Origin of the sequence: Streptococcus parasanguinis CC87K (assembly GCF_000507765.1) — a bacterium.
Taxonomy (GTDB): Bacteria; Bacillota; Bacilli; order Lactobacillales; family Streptococcaceae; genus Streptococcus; species Streptococcus parasanguinis_J.
Map to the genome: position 1 here is coordinate 611,235 of NZ_KI669401.1, position 20,771 is coordinate 632,005.

Below are 20,771 nucleotides of genomic sequence, written 5' to 3' on the forward strand. Positions count from 1 at the left end.
CCTCCTTATTCATCTAATTCACTTAGGTAATCATAACGATCATACTTTTCAAGTAGACGCTCGTTTTCCTGATCTAGTTCTTTTTGAAGGGCTGACAACTTGCCAAAGTCAGAGCCGTTTTCATTCATCTCCACTTCAATCTCTGAAATTCGATTTTCAATCGCTTCGATATCTGCCTCAATACTTGCCCATTCTTGCTTCTCCATGTAGCTCATGCGCTTCTTCTCTTCTTTTGGCTTGACAGGCTTCTCTTTTTCAATCTTTTGACTAGCCGTTACCTGGGCTGCTTCAAAGGCTTTTTCATCTAAATAATCCGTATAATTGCCATAGAACTCACGAATGCCTCCATTTTCAAAAGCAAGGATCTTGCTTGCGACCTTATCTAGGAAATAACGGTCGTGACTAACGGTAATAACTGGACCACCAAAGTTTTGAAGGAAGTTTTCCAAAACCGTCAAGGTTGCGATATCTAAGTCATTGGTCGGCTCATCGAGGAGAAGCACATTGGGTTTTTCAATCAAGAGTTTTAAGAGAAAGAGGCGCTTCTTCTCCCCACCGGAGAGTTTTTCGATCAAGGTTCCATGCATAGAGCGCGGAAAGAGAAATTGCTCCAAGAGATCTGCGATCGAAATTGTTCCGACAGTCGTCTTGACTTCCTCCGCAACCTCTTGTAAGAAATTGATCACGCGCTTGCTCTCATCCAAGCCATTGATCTGTTGAGAGAAATAAGCCACCCGCACAGTTTCCCCAATAATCACTTGCCCTGACTGAGGCTGGAGTCGCTCAGCGATCAAATTGAGTAGGGTCGATTTACCGACTCCGTTATCCCCGACAATGCCGATACGATCCTTATTTTGGACTAAGAGGTTAAAGTCTTGTAAAATCGGCTTATTTTCAAAAGCAAAACTCACATTCTTAAACTCGATGACTTTCTTTCCGATCCGGCTGGTCTCAAAGTTCATCTCCAAATCTGTCTGGTTGCTTTGACCAGACAAGTCTTGCTTGAGATCATGGAATCGATTAATCCGCGCCTGTTGCTTGGTCGCACGCGCCTGGGGTTGACGCCGCATCCAGGTCAACTCCTGCTTATAGAGTTGCTGCTTCTTATGAAGAAGGGCTGCATCACGCTCGTCTTGCTCAGCCTTTAAGCGGACATAATCCTGGTAGTTACCCTGAAACTCGATCAAGTTTGCCCGATCCAGCTCAAAGATCCGCGTCGAGATATTATCCAAGAAATAGCGATCGTGGGTAATAAAAAGCACGGTTTTCTTAGAGTTCTTCAAGAAATTGGTCAACCATTCGATGGTATCAATGTCTAGGTGGTTGGTCGGCTCATCTAGTAAGAGCAGGTCGTGGTGAGACAGCAAAACTTGTGCCAGCTGTACCCGTCGACGCAAACCTCCAGATAGATCCCCAACTTTTGCATTCAAGTCTTCAATCCCAAGTTTCGAAAGGACTGTCTTGACCTGACTCTCGATTTCCCAAGCATTGAGCGAATCCATCTCCGCCATGACCTTTTCCAGACGTGCTTGGTTCTCTTCTCTGTAATCCGCCATCAAGAATTCATAATCTCGAATCAGTTGCATTTCGCGCAAATCACTGGACAATACTGTATCAAGAACTGTCTTTTGATCATCAAAGTCTGGCTCTTGCGTCAAGTAACCAATCGTATAATCACTCTTGGCAGAAAAAGGACTCACATCTCCATCAAAGCCAGAGCGACCAGACAACACATCTAACAGCGTGGTTTTTCCAGTCCCATTGACCCCGATCAATCCGATCCGATCCAAGTCGTGAATAATAAAGGAAATCTCACGAAAGACGGTCTTATCTCCGACAGATTTGGTTAATTTATCGACAATAAAATCGCTCATTTTTTCTCCTCTTTTACTTGCTGGATATAGGCAATGATGGCTTCTTTTTCATTGGCCAGCTCCCCATCGACGATGGCATATTCAATTTTTGTCAAAATCTCTCCTAAGGCTGGACCTGGTTGAAAGCCGTATTCTTTGATCAGCATGCCACCATTGACCACCACTTCGTGCTTATCATGAATGGTCAAGCTATCATAAACGCGCTCGATGGCCAAATAATCCACACTCAAGGCATACGCTTCACGGAGCTCTTCCGCCAGTAGCAACAAGCGCTTCTCATACTTGTAACATGCACGCTTGTCTAGACTTCCTTTTTCTCTAAGCTTAAGAATCTCCACGATCTGCTCCACCGTCTTGGCAAAGTCTCTTGAGGTCTTCCATTTTTTAAAGAATTTTGGAATGTCTTGGATGTCTAGTGCTAAAACCAGAGCAGCCCAAGCCTGCTCAGAAGTTGAAAAGGTAAATTCTAACTCTATGTCAAACAAACGCTCAAGTGCCTCCTTGCGATCCTTCATCTCTGGCAGATAGTGATAGGCTTTGCTTGCAAGCATGGCCTCCAAGCCTTGTCTCCAATATGGAGAAAGTAAGAGCTTATCAAACTCGATGAAGGTGCGCTCAACAGAGATCTTCTCTAGCAAAGGAGCACACTCCTTCATAGCATCAAAGGTTGCTGCTTCTAATTCAAAGCCAAGACTGGCTTGAAAACGAAAGCCTCGCATGATGCGGAGCGCATCTTCGTTAAACCGTTCATGAGGAAGCCCAACCGCCCGAAGGACCTTGTTTTCTAAATCTGCTAACCCCTGAAAGAGATCGACAATTTCTCCCTTTTCATTTAAGGCAAAGGCATTGACGGTGAAATCGCGGCGCTTGAGGTCTTCTTCTAGTGAGCGGACAAAAGACACGGAGCTTGGACGGCGATAATCGACATAGACATCCTCCGTCCGGAAGGTCGTAATTTCATATTCTTGACCATTTTCAAGAACCAAGACGGTCCCGTGTTCGATACCGATATCTACTGTTCGATCAAAAATCGCCTTGGTTTCCTCTGGATAAGAGGAGGAAGCGATATCGACATCGTGAATTGGACGATCCAAGAGAGCATCTCGGACAGATCCTCCCACAAAATAGGCCTCAAAACCAGCTGCTTTAATCTTCTCTAATATTGGTAAAGCCTCCTGAAACTCAGAAGGCATCTTTTTTAATCTCATAGTAAGTGTTCCAAACCATAGACAAGCTCATGACGCTTGACAACTTCTTTAATCCCTAGATTTACTCCTGTCATGAAGGAAACACGATCATAGGAATCATGACGGAGAGTCAAGCCTTCACCTTGGCTACCAAAAATCACCTCTTGGTGAGCCACTAGGCCAGGCAATCGAACCGAATGGATGCGCATCCCTTCAAAATCTGCCCCTCTTGCTCCAGGCATCAACTCTTCTTCATCTGCTGCACCTTGCTGGAATTTCTCGCGCTTTTCAGAGATCAGCTCAGCTGTCTTAATCGCTGTTCCACTCGGTGCATCTTTCTTCTTATCATGGTGCAATTCGATGATTTCCACATTTGGGAAATACTTGGCCGCTTGCGCTGCAAATTGCATCAAGAGCACAGCTCCAATAGCAAAGTTCGGAGCAATCAAGCCCCCAAAATCCTTTTCACGAGAAAGCTCTGTCAATTCCTGAATCTGCTCAGGCGTAAAGCCAGTTGTCCCTACAACAGGCGCAAAGCCATTTTCAATTGCAAAGCGAGTATTCTCGTAAGCAACCTTTGGCATGGTAAAGTCCACCCAAACATCTGCTTCAAGACCTACGACATCTTCTTTGCGGTTAAAGACGGGGACCCCTGCAACCTCTGTCTCATCAGTAAATGGATCGATCAAGCCAGCTAGTTCTAGCTCAGGATCTTCAGAAACCATCTGGTAGGCTGCCTGCCCCATTTTCCCCTTGAAACCTGCAATAATGACTTTAATTGACATAGAATTCTCCTTAAACGATAGGGATATACCCAACTGCTAAGCTATGGTCGCCTAAGTGCGTCCCAATCACGCCTCCAAAAGTGGCAAAAGGAATTTCTCCTTCCACTCCTTCAGCCACCAACATCTGACGAAGCGCTTCGGCTTTTTCAGGTACATTAGCATGGATGATAAAGACTTGGTAATGCCCTCCGGTGAGTCCTTCATCAACGATTTCCACCAAGCGTTTCATGGCTTTCTTTTCCGTACGGACTTTTTCAAAAACTTCGATGACACCTTGGGCATTAAAGTGAAGGATCGGCTTGATACTCAAGAGATTGCCAATGATGGCAGCGCCATTTGACAGGCGTCCTCCCTTGACCAAGTGATTCAAATCATCGACCATAATATAGGCAGTGGTCCCATCAATCTGGTGTTGGACATTGGCCACAATCTCATCAAACAAACGACCTTCACCAGCCCATTTCAAGCAATCTTCTACCATCATTCCTAATGGAGCGCTAGTGATTTTTGAGTCAGGAAATTCGACGGTCAAGCCTTCAAATTCATCCTTCAAATATTGGATATTTTGGTAAAATCCAGAAATGCCTGATGACAAGAAGAGACCAAGAGCATGCGTATAACCTTTAGCTGTCAAACCAGATAAGAGTTCTTCTAACGCTGCCACACTCGGTTGGCTGGTCTTTGGTAATTCCTTAGACGCAGCCATCTTTTGGTAGAACTCGTCGTGTGTCAGATTCTTCCCTTCCACATAGGATTCTCCATCGATATAGATCGGAATGTCTAAAATAAATAAGTCGTCGTGATGGAGAAGGTGCTGCGGTAAATAGGCAGACGAATCCGTAATCACTGCTAATTTCATTGATTAAAACTCCAAATTAATACCCGGTAAATCGAGGGCAATTTCTGTGACTTCATAAGTCAAACGGTTGAGCATATTCAAGCAAGGGCGAGCCAATTCTTCCACTTCGTCTTTGCTGAATTCACTTGGTTCATTGACATAACGACCAAACAAGTGGTTGATTTGAGTGATAGTTCCACTGATCACAAAACCGTCAAAAACGATCATGTAGCTCAAGATGACAATCAAAGAAGTCGTGTTTTGTTCTTGATCACGATTGATCAATTGAAAGTTTACATCTACTTTTGTTTCAGGGATCCCATTTTCTTTTTCCCACTCAAAATTACGAGCGTCATAGTGGTATTGGCTGACAAATTCTTTTTCACGTTGAATATCCATTTTTATTCTCCTAAAAATATGCGATAGGCTTATTATATCATAATTCAGCTCAAGATACCAACGCCGAATGAGGTGATTTTTTCGCTAGTACAAGAAGAAAAGGTTGGGCATTCCCAACCTTTTAATCATATTTAGTTTTTAGGTTTGCGAAGCAATCCGAATAAGATACCACTTACGACTGCACCGATCAATACGAACAAGATGTATAGAAGTGGATTTGATGTAAGAGCGATAACGAAGATTCCTCCGTGAGGAGCCATGAGTTTCAAGCCTGCAAGACCAACAAGAGCACCTGTCAATGCTGAACCTGCAATGAAGCTAGGGATGGCACGAGCTGGGTCAGCTGCACCAAATGGAATGGCACCTTCTGTGATGAAGGAAAGACCCATAACGATGTTTGTCAAACCTGAATCGCGTTCTTCTTGTGTGAATTTATCTTTAAACAATACAGTTGCTACGAATACTGCCAATGGAGGAACCATACCAGCTGCCATAACAGCTGCCATAACAATAGAACCACCTGAAGCAACAGATTCAGCAAGTGTACCTGTAGCGAAGACATAAGCGGCTTTGTTAACTGGTCCACCCATATCGACAGCCATCATACCACCGACAAGAAGACCAAGAAGGACTGCTGAGCTACCTGACAAGCTTGAAAGGAAGTTGTTAAGACCAGTATTGATAGCAGCCATTGGAATATTGATGAGGAACATCAAGAATCCTGTCAAACCAACACCAAGCAATGGCAAGAGAAGGATTGAACGGATACCATCAAGAGAACGTGGAAGACCTGCAAGAGCTTTACGAAGAACTAGAATCACTCCACCTGCTAGGAAACCACCAACTAAGGCACCAAGGAAACCAGATGATACGGCTGCTGGTAATTCACCTTTAGCAGCACCGTAGGCGATATTTCCAAATGCTGACCCTGAGCTAGCAATAGATCCAGCGATAAACCCTGCTACAAAACCAGGTTTTTCAGCGATTGAGAATCCAATGTAACCTGCAAGTACAGGAAGCATGAAGCCAAAGGCTACTCCACCAATTGTTTTAAATTGTGCTGCTAATACATGATAAGAACCAAGACTAGACAATTGATCTTGAGGTACACCAAGAACTTGGTCAATCAAGAAGGCAAGGGCGATCAAGATACCACCACCGATAACGAATGGAAGCATTTGAGAAACCCCACTCATCAAGTGTTTGTAGAAGGCTCCACCTAGGCTCATTTTTTCTTGGCTAGCGCTAGCTTGTGCAGCATTTTCAGCGTGGAAGACATCTGCTTTGCCATCCAAGATGGTTTGGATCAAGTCTTCTGTCTGACGGATACCGGCTGCGACTGGTTTAGAGATCAATTTTTTGCCATCGAAACGAGCGGTTTCAACTGCTTTATCAGCTGCAATGATGACCCCTTCAGCTTTTGCGATTTCTTCAGCTGTCAAGCGGTTGCCGACACCAGATGCACCGTTGGTTTCAACGCGGACTGTAACACCCATTTCTTCCCCTTTTTTGATGAGGGCTTCTTCTGCCATATAAGTGTGGGCGATACCTGTTGTACATGCTGTAACGGCAACGATGAGAGGTTTGTCAGACGAAGCTGCTTCTCTGACTGCTTCTGCTTTTTTCGCTTCTTCAGCGGCAGCTTCTTGCTCTTCTGCATCAAAGGCTGCGATCACTTGATCAGGAGTGCTTGCTTGGCGAAGTTTGTCCGCAAATCCTGGTTTCATCAAGTACTTAGACAATTCAGCAAGGGCGGCCAAGTGAGTGTCATTTGCCCCTTCTGGAGCTGCGATCATGAAGAACAAGTCTGTTGGTTGACCATCAAGCGAAGCATAGTCCACACCCTTGTTTGATTTTGCAAACAAGACTGTTGCTTCTTTGACTGCTTCGTTTTTGCTGTGGGGCATAGCAATTCCGTCACCCAAACCAGTTGAAGTTTGTGCTTCACGGTTCATGATTCCAGCCTTGAAGGTGTCAAAATCTGTCACCACACCATTATCAACGAGCGATTGAATCATCTCATTGATCACGCCCTCTTTATCTGTCGCTTGAAGGTCAAACAACATCACGTTTTTATTTAAAACGTCTTGAATTTTCATAGTTTTTCTACCTCTACTTTTTCATAAGTTTCTTTTATATAATCAGCTGTTGCCAAATCATCTGAGAAAGTGGTCGCTGTTCCACAAGCCACTCCCCATTTGAAGGCTTCGATGACATCTCCCGTCGTTGCGAGCTTCCCAGTGAAGCCTGCTACCATGGAATCTCCAGCCCCAACAGAATTCTTCACTTCCCCTTTGATTGGTTTTGCGAAGTAAGTACCGTTTGGACTGACAAGAAGAGCTCCATCACCCGCCATGGAAATAATGACGTTTTGTGCTCCTTTGGCCAAGATTTCTTTGGCGTAACGTTCAATTTCTGGCAATTCCGTCAAGGTAACTCCAAAGATATCTCCCAATTCATGGTTATTTGGTTTGACCAATTGAGGGTTGAACTCCAAGGAATCAATCAAGGTTTGCCCTTCAAAGTCGCAAACGACTTGCGCTCCTGTCGCACGAGTTGCTGCGATCAATTGTTTGTATACGGCATTTCCAAGCGAAGATGGAGCAGATCCTGCAAAGACTACCACATCATCTGATGATAAACTCGATAAGATATTGAGCAATTCTTGCAACTGAGCTTCTGTTACTTCTGGGCCATTCCCATTGATCTCTGTTTCCTCATCAGCTTTGATCTTGACATTGATCCGTGTATCTTGGTCCACTGTCACAAAGTTGGTTGAAATGGCTTCGCTGGTCAGTACGTCTTCAATGAAGCGCCCTGTGAAACCACCGATAAATCCAGTCGCTGTGTTCTCGATATCGAGACGCTTCAACACACGACTGACATTGATCCCTTTACCACCGGCGAATTTATCTTCCGAAGCCATCCGATTGACCGCTCCCGTCTCTACATGATCGAGTCGAACAATATAGTCAATGGCTGGATTCAGTGTTACTGTATAAATCAAACCTCTATAACCTCCGTTTTTTCTTTTAAAACCTTTAATCGTTGCGGTTCACATTGATTGGTGATAATCATGGCTCGCTTGATAGGAGCCACTTTGACAAAGGATGTCACGCCAATTTTCGAATCATCCGCTAGGATATAGGTTTTTTTTGCATTTTCGATAATCGCACGCTTGACAGATCCTTCTTCCAGGTCTGGAGTGCTGTAAAACTCATCATCGATTCCATTCATTCCAAGAAAGGCCTTGTCAAAATTTAACTGACCGATTTGATTGAGCGCGATTCCTCCGATACTAGCATCTGTAGAAGATTTAACCATTCCACCTATAATAACTGTTGGAACATTTCGCTCAACCAACTTGGTTGCATGGTGAATCGAGTTGGTCACTACTGTCACCGTTGGATTTACAATTTCTTGTACTAGAAGTTCATTGGTCGTCCCGGCATCGATAAAGACCACATCGTGATCTTTGATCAATTCCGCTGCCTTTACCGCAATTTTTGACTTAACTTGAATGTTTTTGATAGATTTTTCTTTATTACTTTCTTCCTCTTGGAGAAAGTGAAGACTTTCCGCCCCACCGTGGACCCGGCGAAGTTTACTTTCATCTTCCAACTCATCCAAATCCCGACGAACAGTCGATTCAGATGTTCCTAAATCTTGTACAAGAGTCTCCAAAGAGACAAATTTTTCCTTCAAAACCTTTTCGAGGATAAACTGTTTTCGTTCAGATTTAAGCATTTCCCCTCCTTTTGCAATCGATTACAAAAACTATTATACTCTATCTTTCAAAATTGTCAACATTTTTTATCATTTTCTGTCATTTTCTTTCAAAAGATACAAAAGTGTACAAAAAAGAGTGGGAATGAACTCATTTTGTTAAAAGAGTTCTTTTCCCACCCTCATAAGGTTTCTTCAGTTTTCTTTGAAGATTTTAAGCAATAAAGTTTCAAAGCATCCACTCTATCTCAGCTTGTCTTAATCATTTCTTGAAGATTGTTTCTTTTTCTTGAAACCAAACAATCCAGCAAGTAGCCCAACGACAACACCTGTTGTTGCTGCTACATTTTTGGAGGAATCTCTCCCTGCCACAGCTTGGCTGTTTTCTTTTTTCGGTTTGATTTCTTCTACTTTCGCTTCTTGTTTTGAAGCTGGAGTAGCTTTTGGTGCTTGCACTTGCGGACTATTGGTACTTGTTGGAAGAATTGTCGGCGTATCCGAGAAAGTTGTTGGATTGCTTGAACGAATATCCATTGGCATATCTGCTGCTTTTAAGATAGCTGGATCCATACGTGAGGCAAGATCTTCATATTGAGAATTCAACAGTTCCACGACATTTTGATAGGATTGTAATGTTGTAAATTCTTCTTCTAATTTTTCTTTTTTATTTTCTAAATTAGCGACCGCAGCTGCTAAAACAGATTGGGCTTTGACCAATAATTCTGGAGCATTTTTAAAGTCAGAAAGACGTTTTTCTGCAGCAGTTAGACGCTCTCGCGCTACTTTTAAAGCTTCATGTGCTTCTTGAACAACCTGCGCTTTTTCTGCTTCTTCCGCTCTTAAGAGAACTAATTTCTCATGTGCAGCTGCTAACAAGTCTTTTGCTTTTTGAAGCGATACTTCTTTCGGCTGAATTGCCGCTTCAATCCTTCCACGCGATACCGCAAGAGTAGCCTTAGCCTTTTCAACCGCATGGTCCTTTCGAACAAGAAGGATTTTGTAGTTTTGGATGGTCTTTTGCACATTGGCTATCTCTATTTCGACATTCGAGTTGGAATGGCGAGCATCTGCTAACTTGCCTTGCAAGATGATCATTTGAGACTCTTGATTAGCCTTGTCTAACTTAAGATTGGCCACTTCATCAGACTTGGCTTTTACATCTGCTCTTGTCGTGGTAGCCCCTGCCCCCTGACGCAATTGTTGAGCCAATTCGCTGGTAGTCACAGCCGAGGTGACCGGACTGTGCAGGAAGGCTGCTTCAGACATCGCATTAGTTGGGTCATAAGCAACAGATAGAGCAGTGGCTTTGTTATCTAGCATTTGCAGGTAATGACCAACTTTGGCAAAGGCTTCTGCTCCAATCTTCATATAGATATCGTTGGCATCAATCTGTGTTTCATCTGTTGACAGACCATATTGAGCAGCCATTTTTTGGTAGGTTGCTTTTTCATTGAACCAAAAATCCACCGCGCCAGCAGGAGAGAATCCATATGCAACATTTTCGTTTGGCAAATACTTAAACATATGCCAATTAGCTTTTTTGAAATATTCTAACTGTACTTGGCTAGCAGGAAAAGAATAAGGATCAAGTTTCAATTCTGGCAGCCCTGCATTCCGACGATAAGCATTGATAGCATCCGCAATTTCAAGAGCCCGTAGATTAGCTTGCAAGGATGCAGACTCTCCAACTGTCAAGCCGTCTTCTTCACGACTACGCTTGTATAAGGCTAAGGCACTCGCTGCAGCTTCATTGCCATTGTTAGCTAAGTGTTGCAAATAGCCTTCATAAGTTGCTTGACTCAACTGAGCCGGGCTACTAGCAGCCGCTTGTTCTAAGGCAGCTAGCTCAGCTTCTTTAGTTGCAATGACAGCTTTCAAATCAGTGAGACGTGTTTGGGCTAATTGAATGTCGCTCTCAATTTGAGCCACTGTATCTGAACCATTTTGCTGGCTAGCTTGCAAGGTTGCAAGGTAATTTTGAGATTCTCGGATACTTTGCTCGACTTGACTTTGCTCCAACAAGGCCTGATTTAGCACATTCTCATCATTCGATATTGGTGCTTTTGCCTGATTTAATTCATTTTGAGCTACATCGACCAAAGATTGCTGAGCCGTGACCTGATTTTCCTGCTGACGAACAGCCTCTACAATTTGATCATGTGCATCTTCCGCTTCTCTAACCTTATTTTCTTCGATGGTGACATAGGCTTGAGCTACTTTTACATCATTTTCTGCTTTCTCAATTTTCGCATCCGAAGTTGTCGCAATGAGGTCTTCGGCATCCGTAACTGCATGTTTCTTCTCTTCTAATTCCTGTCCAGCTACTTTGACTGCTGTTTGAGCCTCCATTACTTTTTGCTCTTGGTAATGTACATCTTTTACCGCTTGTCCTTTTTGAGCCGTAATTTGTTTCAATTCATCAACTGTAATTGGTTTTTCGACTACTTCCGTGCTATTGGTTTCTGCATTTTCATTTTGCTTGACTTCTTCCGCACTGGCCTTGTGCTGAAACATACCAGACAGTACCGTTGTTGCAGCAATTCCCGTCGTAAAAACCGATTTTCCTAATTTCTTTCCCATTAAATCACCTCCAAAACTAAATCTTTTCAAAAAGTTTTTCTACCTTTTAGGATACCACATTTTGTTACCAATAACTAGTAGTAGGAAAAAGTTTTTTTGTATCATTTTAGTGTAAAAGAAAAACAGCTAACGCTGTTGTAGAATGGTAACAAACCCTACCAGCAATGGAAAATTTGTTTGGGTACCTTATAGTTAAACCACTTAGGAAATCTGATGTAGTGCCATTCTTAAGAGTTTTTAACTTTCCCCAGTAAAAGAAAAAGATTAAAGAAAATTACTTTTTCTTCAATCTAAAAATGCCGACACTATTAGTCTTCCTGTTTAATTTGCTCCAACATTTTCTCTTCTTCTGCTGTCAACTCATAGTTTTCTAGCAAGTCTGGCCGACGCTCCAAGGTCTTTTTCAAACTCTGATAGAGGCGCCACTGACGAATATTTTCATGGTGACCGCTCATGAGAACATCTGGAACCGTCATCCCTCTGTAATCATAAGGTCGTGTGTATTGAGGATATTCTAGAAGACCAGAGGAGAAACTGTCATCCTGGTGACTGGACTCTTTTCCGATCACTTCTGGAATCAAACGAACTGTCGCATCAATCATGGTCATGGCCGCTAACTCGCCACCTGTCAAAACATAATCTCCAAGAGAAATTTCATCCGTCACCAAGGTTTTGATCCTCTCGTCGTATCCCTCGTAGTGACCACAGATAAAGATCAATTCTTCTTCCTGAGCCAACTCTTCTGCGTAGGCTTGATCAAAGGTCCGACCAGCAGGATCCAGTAAAATCACGCGCGGATTCTTTTTCTCAATCGCATCAAAGGTATCAAAAATCGGTTGAGCTCGTAAGAGCATGCCTTGCCCGCCACCATAGGGTTCATCGTCCACATGGCGCGCTTTCTCCGCGTTTTCACGGAAATTATGGTAGTTGATCTCGAGAAGTCCCTTTTCACGCGCCTTTCCGACGATGGAATGCTCAAGAGGAGAAAACATCTCTGGAAAGAGGGTTAAAATATCAATCTTCATCGTCTAACCCTTCTAAGATATCTACATCAACCCGGTTTCCTGGGATATCGATATTTAAGACTACAGGTGGGATATATGGCAAAAGAAGATCGCGTTTTCCTTTGCGTTTAACGACCCAGACATCATTGGCACCTGGTTGCAGGATTTCCTTGATCTGACCGATTAGCTGGTCGTTTTCGTAAACATCAAGGCCGATGATCTCATGGTAATAAAATTCGCCCTCATCCAAATCCGTCAAGTCTTCTTCTGCAACCTTGAGGCTAAAACCCTTGAACTTTTCGATGGCATTGATATGGTACATATCCTTAAACTTGATGATATCAAAGTTCTTGTGCTTACGGTGACTGGCAATGGTCACTGTTTGGACAAACTGATCCTTCTCATCGAAGAGAGCCAACTCCGCTCCTTTTTTAAAGCGCTCTTCCGCAAAGTCTGTCACAGACAAGACCCGCATCTCCCCTTGTAAGCCTTGGGTATTGACAATTTTCCCAACGTTAAAATAATTCATTTTATTCTTTACATTCCTCTTTTAATTAATTTATCTCTACAGTTCTCTAATAAGAGCTGCAATTTTTTCCGATTCTGACCACTGTAGATAGTGGTGGTTTCCACCTAGAATGAGTTTTGTATTAGAATTACAATATTCTGAATCTCTGTACTCTTTTTCTCTATACGCCTGACAAAATACGAAAACAGGAATATTATCTGCTAAGGACAAACTATCAAAATCTTCAGCGGTAATATTTACAGATATCTGAAATCCAGGAACTTGCTTTTCCAATTCCAAGCCCTTTTCTTCCATCAATTCCCAAATCAGTCTGTCATTTTCAGGTTCAAATGTCGCTTGTGTTAGTCCCTTAAAATAATTTTCCGGACCACATTCTTCGATCATTCTCATTTGCTCTTCCATTTCTGGATAAGGATTTTTTGAAAAATCAGCAAACATTATATTTTTTGTTGTTGGTTCAATTGCTATCAAAGCTTGACACTTAATTGGTTTACTCATTAACTTTAAAGCCAAAACACCACTTAAACTATGAACACAAAGTATATAATTGGAAATTTCCAATCCCTTCAGGATTTCGTATACCGCTTCAACAAGATTATCCAAATTAAATCCTGTTTGACTATGAATCGGACTCCTACCTGTATTCGGAAAATCAATCGTTAAGTAACCTATTGAGGAAGGAAGTTTTTCAAGTATTGGTAGGAAATTTTCATAACTTGGTATCAAACCAGCACCATTTAAACAAACTAGTACTTTATTTCTCTTTTTATAAGTAACAGAGAGACAACCAATCTTTGTAGTTACTTCAAATCGGTTCATATCAAAATAACTCTTTCTAAACAACAATTCACTTAACATTCTTAGGTTTTATTTTATCACGTTCAAGGGATTTTCTCAAATGCTCTTTTTTGCTAAAAAGCCTTCCAAATCTTGTTCATGCTGATACTTGATGGCTGCCTTCTTGTCTTTTTCAAAAATGGTCTTCGTTAGGTCGATATGGTTGATAGCTGCAATTGCCACTGTGTAGTGAATGATATCTGCCAACTCCTTTGCCAATTCCTCGTTTGAATCTTGGACACCTTCTTTTCTACCTGAACGCCCATTTAAAACCTCAGCGACTTCTCCAACTTCTTCTACTAGTTTGATAAAAAGTCCTTCTTCTGTTCTAGATTGTTGGTAATGATCAAGTAAGTATTCCTCTAGTTGTCTAACTGTTAAATCTCTCATTCCTTCTCCTTGCAAAAAAAAAGCGAGACCTTGTCCCGCTTTTCTTATTTTTCGTCAATAACGATTCTTACTTTTTTATCTTCAGTTGGGACAGAGTAGACAATCGTTCTTATCGCAGAAATGGTGCGACCTTTCCGACCGATCACTCGACCAACATCGCTAGGATCAAGGTCAAGGTGGTACTCCAAGAATTCAGGAGTATCTTCGATCTTGATGGTTAAGGCATCCGGTTGTGAAATCAAGGGTTTCACAATTGCAATAATAAGATTTTCAATCGTATCCATACGTCAACCTACTTTATGATTATTTTGAGAATTTAGAATCGTGGAATTTCTTCAAGACACCTTCTTTTGAAAGGATGTTGCGAACTGTATCTGAAGGTTGAGCTCCATCAGCCAACCATGCAAGAACGCGGTCTTCTTTCAAAGTAACTTGGTTTTCTTCAACAAGTGGATTGTATGTTCCAACTGTTTCGATGAAACGTCCATCACGTGGTGAACGTGAATCTGCTACGTTGATACGGTAGTAAGGTTTTTTCTTAGAACCCATACGAGTCAAACGAATTTTAACTGCCATTTTTATAAGTCTCTTTTCTATATTTTAATTTTCGGTGAAATAGACAAGCTATTTAGCACATGATCTATTATAACACATTTTATAGACCTGTCAAGAAAAAAACTTGACACTATTAAAAATTTTTTATTTTCTCAGTAAATCGGCGATTTCTTGATAGTTGCTAACGGAATAAGTCGGCACTACCTGGCTGGTATTTTCCTTATGATTTGGATTATACCAGACGGTATCGATCCCCGCTGCATTTCCTCCTGCGATATCTGCCGTCAAAGAATCTCCGATCATGAGGGTCTCTTCCTTGCTGAAACCTGGAATCAGTTGGCCAACTTTGTCAAAAAATGCAGGTTCTGGTTTCTGAGTATGAAGCTGTTCAGAGATAAAGACCTCTTTGAAATAAGAAGCAATTGTAGAATGAGCCAAGCGACCTTCTTGAATGGCAGTCACTCCATTCGTTGCGCCATAGAGCTGGTAACCCGCTTTTTCAAGTCGAGCCAGTAAGTCCTCCGCACCGGGGAAAGACTGCCCCTGAAGACTAATGTAATCTTGGTAGCGAAGAGCCATCTCAGCCCCATCAACCGTGATCCCAAAGTGGGCAAACCCAATCGCAAACCGACTATCCACTAGCTCTTGCTTGATCAACTTCTTTTGCTCCAAATCCTTCCAGAGCCCTTGGTTCATGGGTTTGTAGTAATCCTTAAAGGCCTGTACATCTGGAAAATTCATGTCTTCTAACATCTGCGTCAAGGCTGTTTCTTCAGCAGAATCAAAGTCCAACAAGGTATGGTCCAAATCAAAAAGTAAAAATGTATATGCCATTACAGTTCCCCATTATATTCTTTAAAATATTTGGAATACAGATAAATAATTAAGTTGGTTACATAATTTAATAAAAATTATTAATTATCTCTTGGAATTCCCCATAAATCTTCAAAAAATTCTTCATTTGAATTAATTTCTATTCTCAATTTCTCATCATAAAAAGGTTTAATATTTCCCCTAGATAAATATTTTGAAGCAGAACTTCTTTTAGTTAGAACATCTATGTGATCATTGTATTTTAAACCCAATAATTCAAAGTAATTATTCAAAAATTCTTCCCTAAAATGTCTATTGTTTTTCCTTAAAAAAATTCTTAATTTAGTTGAATTTCTTATAACATAGGTTAACAAACAAACCATCCAAATTTGACTCGGTAATATCTTTTTTAGTTGAAAATAATCCTTCAATGCTTTGGTCATTTTATATCCTTTTTGCCACTCAGTCTCGTTTTCAGAGGCATAAGGGAAAAATTCCCAAAGAGCAACTGGTGTAACCTCATCCTTATTAAAAATCATATTATAATGAGAATTTCTTAAATCATTATGATCCTTCATATTTGCATAGAACAACCCTTGACTGCCAAAATAGTAATCATTTTTTAGAATACTCCTTGTGTTGTCAAATGGTCTCTTATATACTGATGCATCTAATCCATAAGGGGGATGTTTAACAGACATTTTAGGATTAATTCCAAGAATTATAACCTTAGGATTAATAAAATTACCATCAAACGCCTGTTCATAATCTTTAAATCTAGATTGTATTATTTCTTTAGAATTAGAATCTTTTTCTAACAATTCTTCTATATTCTCTATCAATAATTCACCTAAGATATTACAATCTGATTGTGCTAAAGAATTAAAATAATATTTATCCTTTGTATAGCCAGCCGTCTTCCAAGGATTTGAACATTCTATTTCAAACCTTAAATTTTCGTTAAAGGATTTATTATCTTTAAGAATTTCATCAAAAATTTTTAGATATGTATCATAATAATATTTCGCTTTATTGTAATCAGGATCACTAATTTTAAATATATGATTATACTTGTCTTTCAGATTCATTTAACTTCCTTTTCCATTATTGAACATTTTTTAAAAATCTATATCTAATAAAATTCTAATTAGTTATATTATTGATCATATTGAATTATAAAAATTAATTCTACAAAATAGAAATTAATTATCTCTCAAACATTTTTTTAAAAACAAATACAAACATACAATTACAAACGATCCTTTAATTTTTCTACAAATAAATAAGCCGCTGGGCAAGTGAGGGTATTCTTGATGGTCAGATGGTTGATCTGATAAATCTTCTTTCGATCTGTGTGAGGGAATTCCCGACAAGCTTTTGGGCGAACATCATAGATGGAACAGAGATTGTCCCCACCAAGAAAGGGGCAAGGCATGGATTTAAAAACCTTGTCCCCATCTTCGTCAACTTGAAGAAATTCTGCTTCAAAGGCAGGAAGCTTCATCTTGAAATACTTGGCAATCCGCGTGATATCGGCTTCCTTAAAATCGGGCCCTAAGGTCTTGCAGCAATTAGCACAAGCCGTACAGTCGATTTCTTGGAAAACTTCATCGTGAATTTCTTGCGCAATTTTATCTAAATTCTTAGGTGGCTTCTTCTTGAGATTTGCCAATACCTTGCGATGCTCCTTTTGCTTTTGGAGAGCTAACTGATGGTATTTTTCAATATCAATTTCCTGTGTCATCCTCTATTTCCTCTTCTAAACAATAGAAAGATTATACCACAAAGACTCTAAAAAAAGATAGATCCTGCGATCTATCTCACTTGATTAATCGGTCACAGCACCTGTTCCATCTAGGCTCCAAGTGTTTTCGACATAAGGAGTAAATTGAGTTATTGTTTTCTCAAATCCTTCAACAACAATCAAATAAACCTTATCATCTTTTTGGAATACCCAACCAGCAACCTGCAGGCCTGACTTGAGAAAAATATGTATTTTAAGCGACTCATTTCCTCCAACAGTCGTCGTAGATTTTGTCATTTTCTCAACAATTTTATAATCATTCCACTTACTCTCCAATCTTTGAGCTATTAGCTCTGCATTAAATTCCACTCCTTCAGGGACATTTGCTTTTTCTCTAGTGGCAGCATTTAAAACAATAATATTGAAGGCGTTTTTATCTGTATACTGAATATTATCTCCGACTTGGATACTATCATTCTTTTTCCAGTCACTTGGAATATTGACATAGCCATAATCTGCTGATCCAATTCGTTTCGTTTTCACATTCCCCTTATCACTATCTGGAATTTTTTTCTCTACATTACTACTTGAATTTGTTGTCTCTCTCACCACATTAGAGGAACTAGATGCTGCCGATGATTTACTAGACTCTTTCTTTGGACTGGTACAAGCAGAAAGGCTTACAACAGACAAAAACGTAACAGACGCGAGTAGGAACTTATTTTTCATATTCTCTCCTCAATGATGTATTTTCTTTCCACTAGTCTACCATGATTTTCTAGGATTTGAAAGTGCGATTTCTATAGCATAAAGAGACTAGAAATGATTCTAGCCTCTCTTCATCAATCCGTTACAGCGCCTGTTCCATCTAGGCTCCAAGTATTTTCAATGTATGGGATAAAGGTTTTCAAGGTTTCTGCATCCCCTTCAAAAGAAATGGTATAAACTTTTTCACCCTTCTGGAAGATCCAAGTAATCAGGTATTGACCAGATTTCATGACAATTTGAAGCTGGTAGGCATCCAGACCTGAGACTTTAGTCCGCGCTCCCGTCATCTTCCCAACATCTTGGTTATCTTGCCACATTACGGCCAGTTTCTTGGCTAGAAATTCTGCATTAAACTCGATATCCGCAGGAACTTTGGCCTTTTCCCGCGTAAAGCTGTTCAAGGTGACAATATTATAGCCACTGCCATCTGTATATTGGACAGCTTCTGTCCCATCGATATCCGTGAACTTGAACCATTTACTTGGAATATCGATGTATCCATAATCTGCATTTCCAATTCGCTTGGTTTCTTGACTGGAAGTGTTTTTCTTTGTAGAAGAAGTATCCTTTGACGAAGAACTGCTTGTTTGCTTTTCGACTTTACTGCTACTCTCTTTTGTAGAAGAAGCTGCTGTGTCCTTTTTTGTGGTGTGATTACAAGCCATTAATGTACAGGCAGAAAGAATCGTCAGTGATGTGACCCATAATTTGTGTTTCATGCTCAACCTCCTTGAGAACGTTTTCTTTCTTTTAGTCTACCATGAAAGTGGGTATTTTAAAATAGGATAAGTGTCACATCTGATCCAACCTTTCTAATTCAGTTTATTTCTTTCAAACCTAAAATAAAAGCGCCCTTTTTTGGGGGCACTTTAATGTTATTCTTCATCCATTGACAAGACAGATAAGAAGGCTTCCTGTGGTACTTCTACAGATCCAATCGCTTTCATCCGTTTCTTACCGGCTTTTTGTTTTTCAAGAAGCTTGCGTTTCCGTGAGACGTCCCCACCATAACACTTAGCCAAGACATTCTTACGAAGGGCCTTGATATCTGTACGGGCCACGATCTTATGACCGATGGCTGCTTGGATGGGCACCTCAAACTGTTGACGAGGGATAATCTTCTTAAGCTTCTCAACGATCAACTTACCACGTTCATAAGCAAAATCCTTGTGAACGATGAAGCTGAGGGCATCGACGGTATCTCCATTGAGGAGGATATCCATTTTGACCAATTTAGAAGGACGGTATTCAGACAACTCATAGTCAAAGCTCGCATAGCCACGAGTGGAAGACTTCAATTTATCAAAGAAATCAAAGACAATTTCGGCTAGTGGGATTTGATAAATGACATTCACCCGATTTTCATCGATGTAATCCATGGTCACAAAATCCCCACGTTTTCGTTGGGCCAATTCCATAACCGCCCCGACAAACTCTTGTGGCACCATGATTTGGGCTTTAACATACGGTTCTTCGATCGAAGCGATCTTGGTTGGATCTGGAAACTCAGAAGGGTTGGAAACATCCAGTGCTTCTCCATCTGTCAAATTGACCTTGTAGATAACAGACGGCGCTGTCATGATCAAGTCAATATTGAACTCACGTTCCAAGCGCTCTTGGATAACGTCCATATGAAGGAGCCCCAAGAAACCACAACGGAAACCAAACCCGAGGGCTTGAGATGTTTCAGGCTCAAATTGAAGACTGGCGTCATTCAATTGCAATTTTTCCAAAGCTTCCCGAAGATCATTGTATTTGTTAGATTCGATTGGGTAAAGACCGGCAAAAACCATTGGATTCATCTGCTTGTATCCATGTAGTGGCTCACTTGCTGGATTGGTCGCTAGGGTTACCGTATCCCCGACACGGGTATCCGCAACGGTCTTGATAGAGGCCGCAATATAGCCAACGTCTCCAGTTGCAAGGAAATCACGTCCAACTGCTTTAGGAGTAAAAATCCCAACTTCAGTGACATCAAAGGTCTTACCATTGCTCATGAGCTGGATCTTATCGCCTGGTTTGACCATTCCGTTGACCACTCGGACTTGAAGGATCACCCCACGATAGGCATCATATACAGAGTCAAAGATCAAGGCTTGAAGAGGGGCTTCAACATCCCCAGTCGGTGCTGGAACTTTCTCAACGATCTGCTCCAAAATTTCTTCAATCCCAATACCAGCCTTGGCAGAAGCTAGGACAGCTTCACTAGCATCCAAGCCGATGACATCTTCTACTTCTGTGCGCACGCGTTCTGGATCTGCAGCTGGCAAGTCAATCTTATTAATGACTGGAAGAATTTCCAAATCATTGTCCAGCGCTAAGTAAACGTTGGCTAGAGTCTGAGCTTCAATCCCTTGAGCGGCATCCACTACGAGAATGGCTCCCTCACAGGCAGCAAGCGACCGCGAAACCTCATAGGTAAAGTCCACGTGTCCTGGTGTGTCAATCAAGTGGAAGATATAGGTTTCCCCATCTTTAGCCGTGTAGTTCAACTCGATGGCGTTGAGTTTAATGGTAATCCCACGTTCCCGTTCCAGGTCCATGCTGTCCAAAAGTTGGGCTTGCATCTCCCGACTAGACACGGTTTCGGTTTTTTCTAAAATTCGATCGGCCAAGGTTGACTTTCCATGGTCAATATGGGCGATGATCGAGAAGTTCCGAATCTTCTCTTGTCGTTTTTTTAATTCTTCAAAATTTGGCATAATCATCTTCCTAGTAAATTTAATCGTACTCTTCATTATA

21 protein-coding genes are annotated in these 20,771 nt (G+C 41.2%); all 21 read right to left on the reverse strand.

Features of this window, described 5'->3' with window-relative positions; translation table 11 throughout:
- Positions 1-5: 5 nt before the first annotated feature.
- Positions 6-1,874: an ABC-F family ATP-binding cassette domain-containing protein gene (locus tag HMPREF1195_RS03010; protein WP_023918210.1), complete on the reverse strand. Its 1,869-nt coding sequence runs from the start codon at positions 1,872-1,874 to the stop codon at positions 6-8.
- Complete coding sequence (locus tag HMPREF1195_RS03015) at positions 1,871-3,082, reverse strand: CCA tRNA nucleotidyltransferase (protein ID WP_023918212.1); 1,212 nt, start codon at positions 3,080-3,082, stop codon at positions 1,871-1,873. Before HMPREF1195_RS03015 ends, HMPREF1195_RS03010 begins: the two co-directional genes overlap by 4 nt.
- Positions 3,079-3,846 carry a 4-hydroxy-tetrahydrodipicolinate reductase gene (dapB, locus tag HMPREF1195_RS03020; RefSeq protein WP_023918214.1) on the reverse strand — a complete coding sequence of 256 codons (768 nt, stop codon included), beginning with the start codon at positions 3,844-3,846 and terminating at the stop codon, positions 3,079-3,081. Before dapB ends, HMPREF1195_RS03015 begins: the two co-directional genes overlap by 4 nt.
- Positions 3,847-3,856: 10 nt before the next feature.
- The gene (locus tag HMPREF1195_RS03025; RefSeq protein ID WP_023918216.1) at positions 3,857-4,705 is read right to left on the reverse strand and encodes a DegV family protein; all 849 of its coding nucleotides are present in this window, start codon (positions 4,703-4,705) and stop codon (positions 3,857-3,859) included.
- 3 nt (positions 4,706-4,708) lie between these two features.
- The gene (locus HMPREF1195_RS03030; protein ID WP_003001888.1) at positions 4,709-5,083 is read right to left on the reverse strand and encodes a DUF1149 family protein; all 375 of its coding nucleotides are present in this window, start codon (positions 5,081-5,083) and stop codon (positions 4,709-4,711) included.
- Between the two features lie 131 nt (positions 5,084-5,214).
- On the reverse strand, positions 5,215-7,182 hold the full coding sequence (locus HMPREF1195_RS03035) for a PTS fructose transporter subunit IIABC (RefSeq protein ID WP_023918218.1): 1,968 nt from the start codon (positions 7,180-7,182) through the stop codon (positions 5,215-5,217).
- Positions 7,179-8,090 carry a 1-phosphofructokinase gene (gene pfkB / locus HMPREF1195_RS03040; protein WP_014713405.1) on the reverse strand — a complete coding sequence of 304 codons (912 nt, stop codon included), beginning with the start codon at positions 8,088-8,090 and terminating at the stop codon, positions 7,179-7,181. Before pfkB ends, HMPREF1195_RS03035 begins: the two co-directional genes overlap by 4 nt.
- Positions 8,087-8,830 carry a DeoR/GlpR family DNA-binding transcription regulator gene (locus HMPREF1195_RS03045; protein ID WP_003016359.1) on the reverse strand — a complete coding sequence of 248 codons (744 nt, stop codon included), beginning with the start codon at positions 8,828-8,830 and terminating at the stop codon, positions 8,087-8,089. Before HMPREF1195_RS03045 ends, pfkB begins: the two co-directional genes overlap by 4 nt.
- A 237-nt stretch (positions 8,831-9,067) precedes the next feature.
- Positions 9,068-11,389, reverse strand: coding sequence for a CAP domain-containing protein (locus HMPREF1195_RS03050; RefSeq protein WP_023918221.1), 2,322 nt, complete (start codon positions 11,387-11,389; stop codon positions 9,068-9,070).
- A gap of 308 nt (positions 11,390-11,697) precedes the next feature.
- A complete protein-coding gene (gene trmD, locus HMPREF1195_RS03055) occupies positions 11,698-12,414 on the reverse strand; it encodes a tRNA (guanosine(37)-N1)-methyltransferase TrmD (RefSeq protein WP_013903648.1) in 717 nt (238 codons plus the stop codon).
- Positions 12,404-12,922 (reverse strand): ribosome maturation factor RimM, encoded by a 519-nt coding sequence (gene rimM / locus HMPREF1195_RS03060; protein ID WP_023023341.1) that lies wholly within the window; start codon positions 12,920-12,922, stop codon positions 12,404-12,406. Before rimM ends, trmD begins: the two co-directional genes overlap by 11 nt.
- A 36-nt stretch (positions 12,923-12,958) precedes the next feature.
- On the reverse strand, positions 12,959-13,741 hold the full coding sequence (locus tag HMPREF1195_RS03065; RefSeq protein ID WP_003016334.1) for an alpha/beta fold hydrolase: 783 nt from the start codon (positions 13,739-13,741) through the stop codon (positions 12,959-12,961).
- A 75-nt stretch (positions 13,742-13,816) separates the two neighbouring features.
- Positions 13,817-14,149 (reverse strand): MazG nucleotide pyrophosphohydrolase domain-containing protein, encoded by a 333-nt coding sequence (locus tag HMPREF1195_RS03070; protein ID WP_013903651.1) that lies wholly within the window; start codon positions 14,147-14,149, stop codon positions 13,817-13,819.
- Between the two features lie 44 nt (positions 14,150-14,193).
- Complete coding sequence (gene kphA, locus HMPREF1195_RS03075) at positions 14,194-14,433, reverse strand: RNA-binding protein KphA (protein ID WP_003001620.1); 240 nt, start codon at positions 14,431-14,433, stop codon at positions 14,194-14,196.
- Positions 14,434-14,452: 19 nt separating this feature from the next.
- The gene (gene rpsP / locus HMPREF1195_RS03080; RefSeq protein WP_006596292.1) at positions 14,453-14,725 is read right to left on the reverse strand and encodes a 30S ribosomal protein S16; all 273 of its coding nucleotides are present in this window, start codon (positions 14,723-14,725) and stop codon (positions 14,453-14,455) included.
- A 123-nt stretch (positions 14,726-14,848) separates the two neighbouring features.
- Positions 14,849-15,538: a pyrimidine 5'-nucleotidase PynA gene (pynA, locus tag HMPREF1195_RS03085; RefSeq protein WP_023918223.1), complete on the reverse strand. Its 690-nt coding sequence runs from the start codon at positions 15,536-15,538 to the stop codon at positions 14,849-14,851.
- Between the two features lie 80 nt (positions 15,539-15,618).
- On the reverse strand, positions 15,619-16,605 hold the full coding sequence (locus tag HMPREF1195_RS03090) for a hypothetical protein (RefSeq protein ID WP_023918225.1): 987 nt from the start codon (positions 16,603-16,605) through the stop codon (positions 15,619-15,621).
- A gap of 161 nt (positions 16,606-16,766) precedes the next feature.
- Positions 16,767-17,261, reverse strand: coding sequence for a YkgJ family cysteine cluster protein (locus tag HMPREF1195_RS03095; RefSeq protein ID WP_003001664.1), 495 nt, complete (start codon positions 17,259-17,261; stop codon positions 16,767-16,769).
- An 84-nt stretch (positions 17,262-17,345) separates the two neighbouring features.
- Positions 17,346-17,990 carry a hypothetical protein gene (locus HMPREF1195_RS03100; RefSeq protein ID WP_023918227.1) on the reverse strand — a complete coding sequence of 215 codons (645 nt, stop codon included), beginning with the start codon at positions 17,988-17,990 and terminating at the stop codon, positions 17,346-17,348.
- Positions 17,991-18,103: 113 nt separating this feature from the next.
- Positions 18,104-18,748, reverse strand: a complete 645-nt coding sequence (locus HMPREF1195_RS03105) for a hypothetical protein (protein WP_023918229.1) — start codon at positions 18,746-18,748, stop codon at positions 18,104-18,106.
- Positions 18,749-18,904: 156 nt separating this feature from the next.
- Entirely contained in the window at positions 18,905-20,731 is a 1,827-nt protein-coding gene (gene lepA / locus HMPREF1195_RS03110) for a translation elongation factor 4 (protein WP_009731117.1), read from the reverse strand.
- Positions 20,732-20,771 lie beyond the last annotated feature (40 nt).

What these genes read in the sequence shown, in the direction of transcription:
- kphA (WP_003001620.1), bottom strand. Translation starts at nt 14,433, where the DNA reads ATGGATACGATTGAAAATCTTATTATTGCAATTGTGAAACCCTTGATT.
- HMPREF1195_RS03015 (WP_023918212.1), bottom strand. Translation starts at nt 3,082, where the DNA reads ATGAGATTAAAAAAGATGCCTTCTGAGTTTCAGGAGGCTTTACCAATA.
- rimM (WP_023023341.1), bottom strand. Translation starts at nt 12,922, where the DNA reads ATGAATTATTTTAACGTTGGGAAAATTGTCAATACCCAAGGCTTACAA.
- HMPREF1195_RS03010 (WP_023918210.1), bottom strand. Translation starts at nt 1,874, where the DNA reads ATGAGCGATTTTATTGTCGATAAATTAACCAAATCTGTCGGAGATAAG.
- HMPREF1195_RS03025 (WP_023918216.1), bottom strand. Translation starts at nt 4,705, where the DNA reads ATGAAATTAGCAGTGATTACGGATTCGTCTGCCTATTTACCGCAGCAC.
- HMPREF1195_RS03030 (WP_003001888.1), bottom strand. Translation starts at nt 5,083, where the DNA reads ATGGATATTCAACGTGAAAAAGAATTTGTCAGCCAATACCACTATGAC.
- pynA (WP_023918223.1), bottom strand. Translation starts at nt 15,538, where the DNA reads ATGGCATATACATTTTTACTTTTTGATTTGGACCATACCTTGTTGGAC.
- HMPREF1195_RS03100 (WP_023918227.1), bottom strand. Translation starts at nt 17,990, where the DNA reads ATGAAAAATAAGTTCCTACTCGCGTCTGTTACGTTTTTGTCTGTTGTA.
- HMPREF1195_RS03065 (WP_003016334.1), bottom strand. Translation starts at nt 13,741, where the DNA reads ATGAACCGATTTGAAGTAACTACAAAGATTGGTTGTCTCTCTGTTACT.
- HMPREF1195_RS03090 (WP_023918225.1), bottom strand. Translation starts at nt 16,605, where the DNA reads ATGAATCTGAAAGACAAGTATAATCATATATTTAAAATTAGTGATCCT.
- HMPREF1195_RS03105 (WP_023918229.1), bottom strand. Translation starts at nt 18,748, where the DNA reads ATGAAACACAAATTATGGGTCACATCACTGACGATTCTTTCTGCCTGT.
- HMPREF1195_RS03095 (WP_003001664.1), bottom strand. Translation starts at nt 17,261, where the DNA reads ATGACACAGGAAATTGATATTGAAAAATACCATCAGTTAGCTCTCCAA.
- HMPREF1195_RS03035 (WP_023918218.1), bottom strand. Translation starts at nt 7,182, where the DNA reads ATGAAAATTCAAGACGTTTTAAATAAAAACGTGATGTTGTTTGACCTT.
- dapB (WP_023918214.1), bottom strand. Translation starts at nt 3,846, where the DNA reads ATGTCAATTAAAGTCATTATTGCAGGTTTCAAGGGGAAAATGGGGCAG.
- HMPREF1195_RS03045 (WP_003016359.1), bottom strand. Translation starts at nt 8,830, where the DNA reads ATGCTTAAATCTGAACGAAAACAGTTTATCCTCGAAAAGGTTTTGAAG.
- HMPREF1195_RS03070 (WP_013903651.1), bottom strand. Translation starts at nt 14,149, where the DNA reads ATGAGAGATTTAACAGTTAGACAACTAGAGGAATACTTACTTGATCAT.
- trmD (WP_013903648.1), bottom strand. Translation starts at nt 12,414, where the DNA reads ATGAAGATTGATATTTTAACCCTCTTTCCAGAGATGTTTTCTCCTCTT.
- lepA (WP_009731117.1), bottom strand. Translation starts at nt 20,731, where the DNA reads ATGCCAAATTTTGAAGAATTAAAAAAACGACAAGAGAAGATTCGGAAC.
- HMPREF1195_RS03050 (WP_023918221.1), bottom strand. Translation starts at nt 11,389, where the DNA reads ATGGGAAAGAAATTAGGAAAATCGGTTTTTACGACGGGAATTGCTGCA.
- rpsP (WP_006596292.1), bottom strand. Translation starts at nt 14,725, where the DNA reads ATGGCAGTTAAAATTCGTTTGACTCGTATGGGTTCTAAGAAAAAACCT.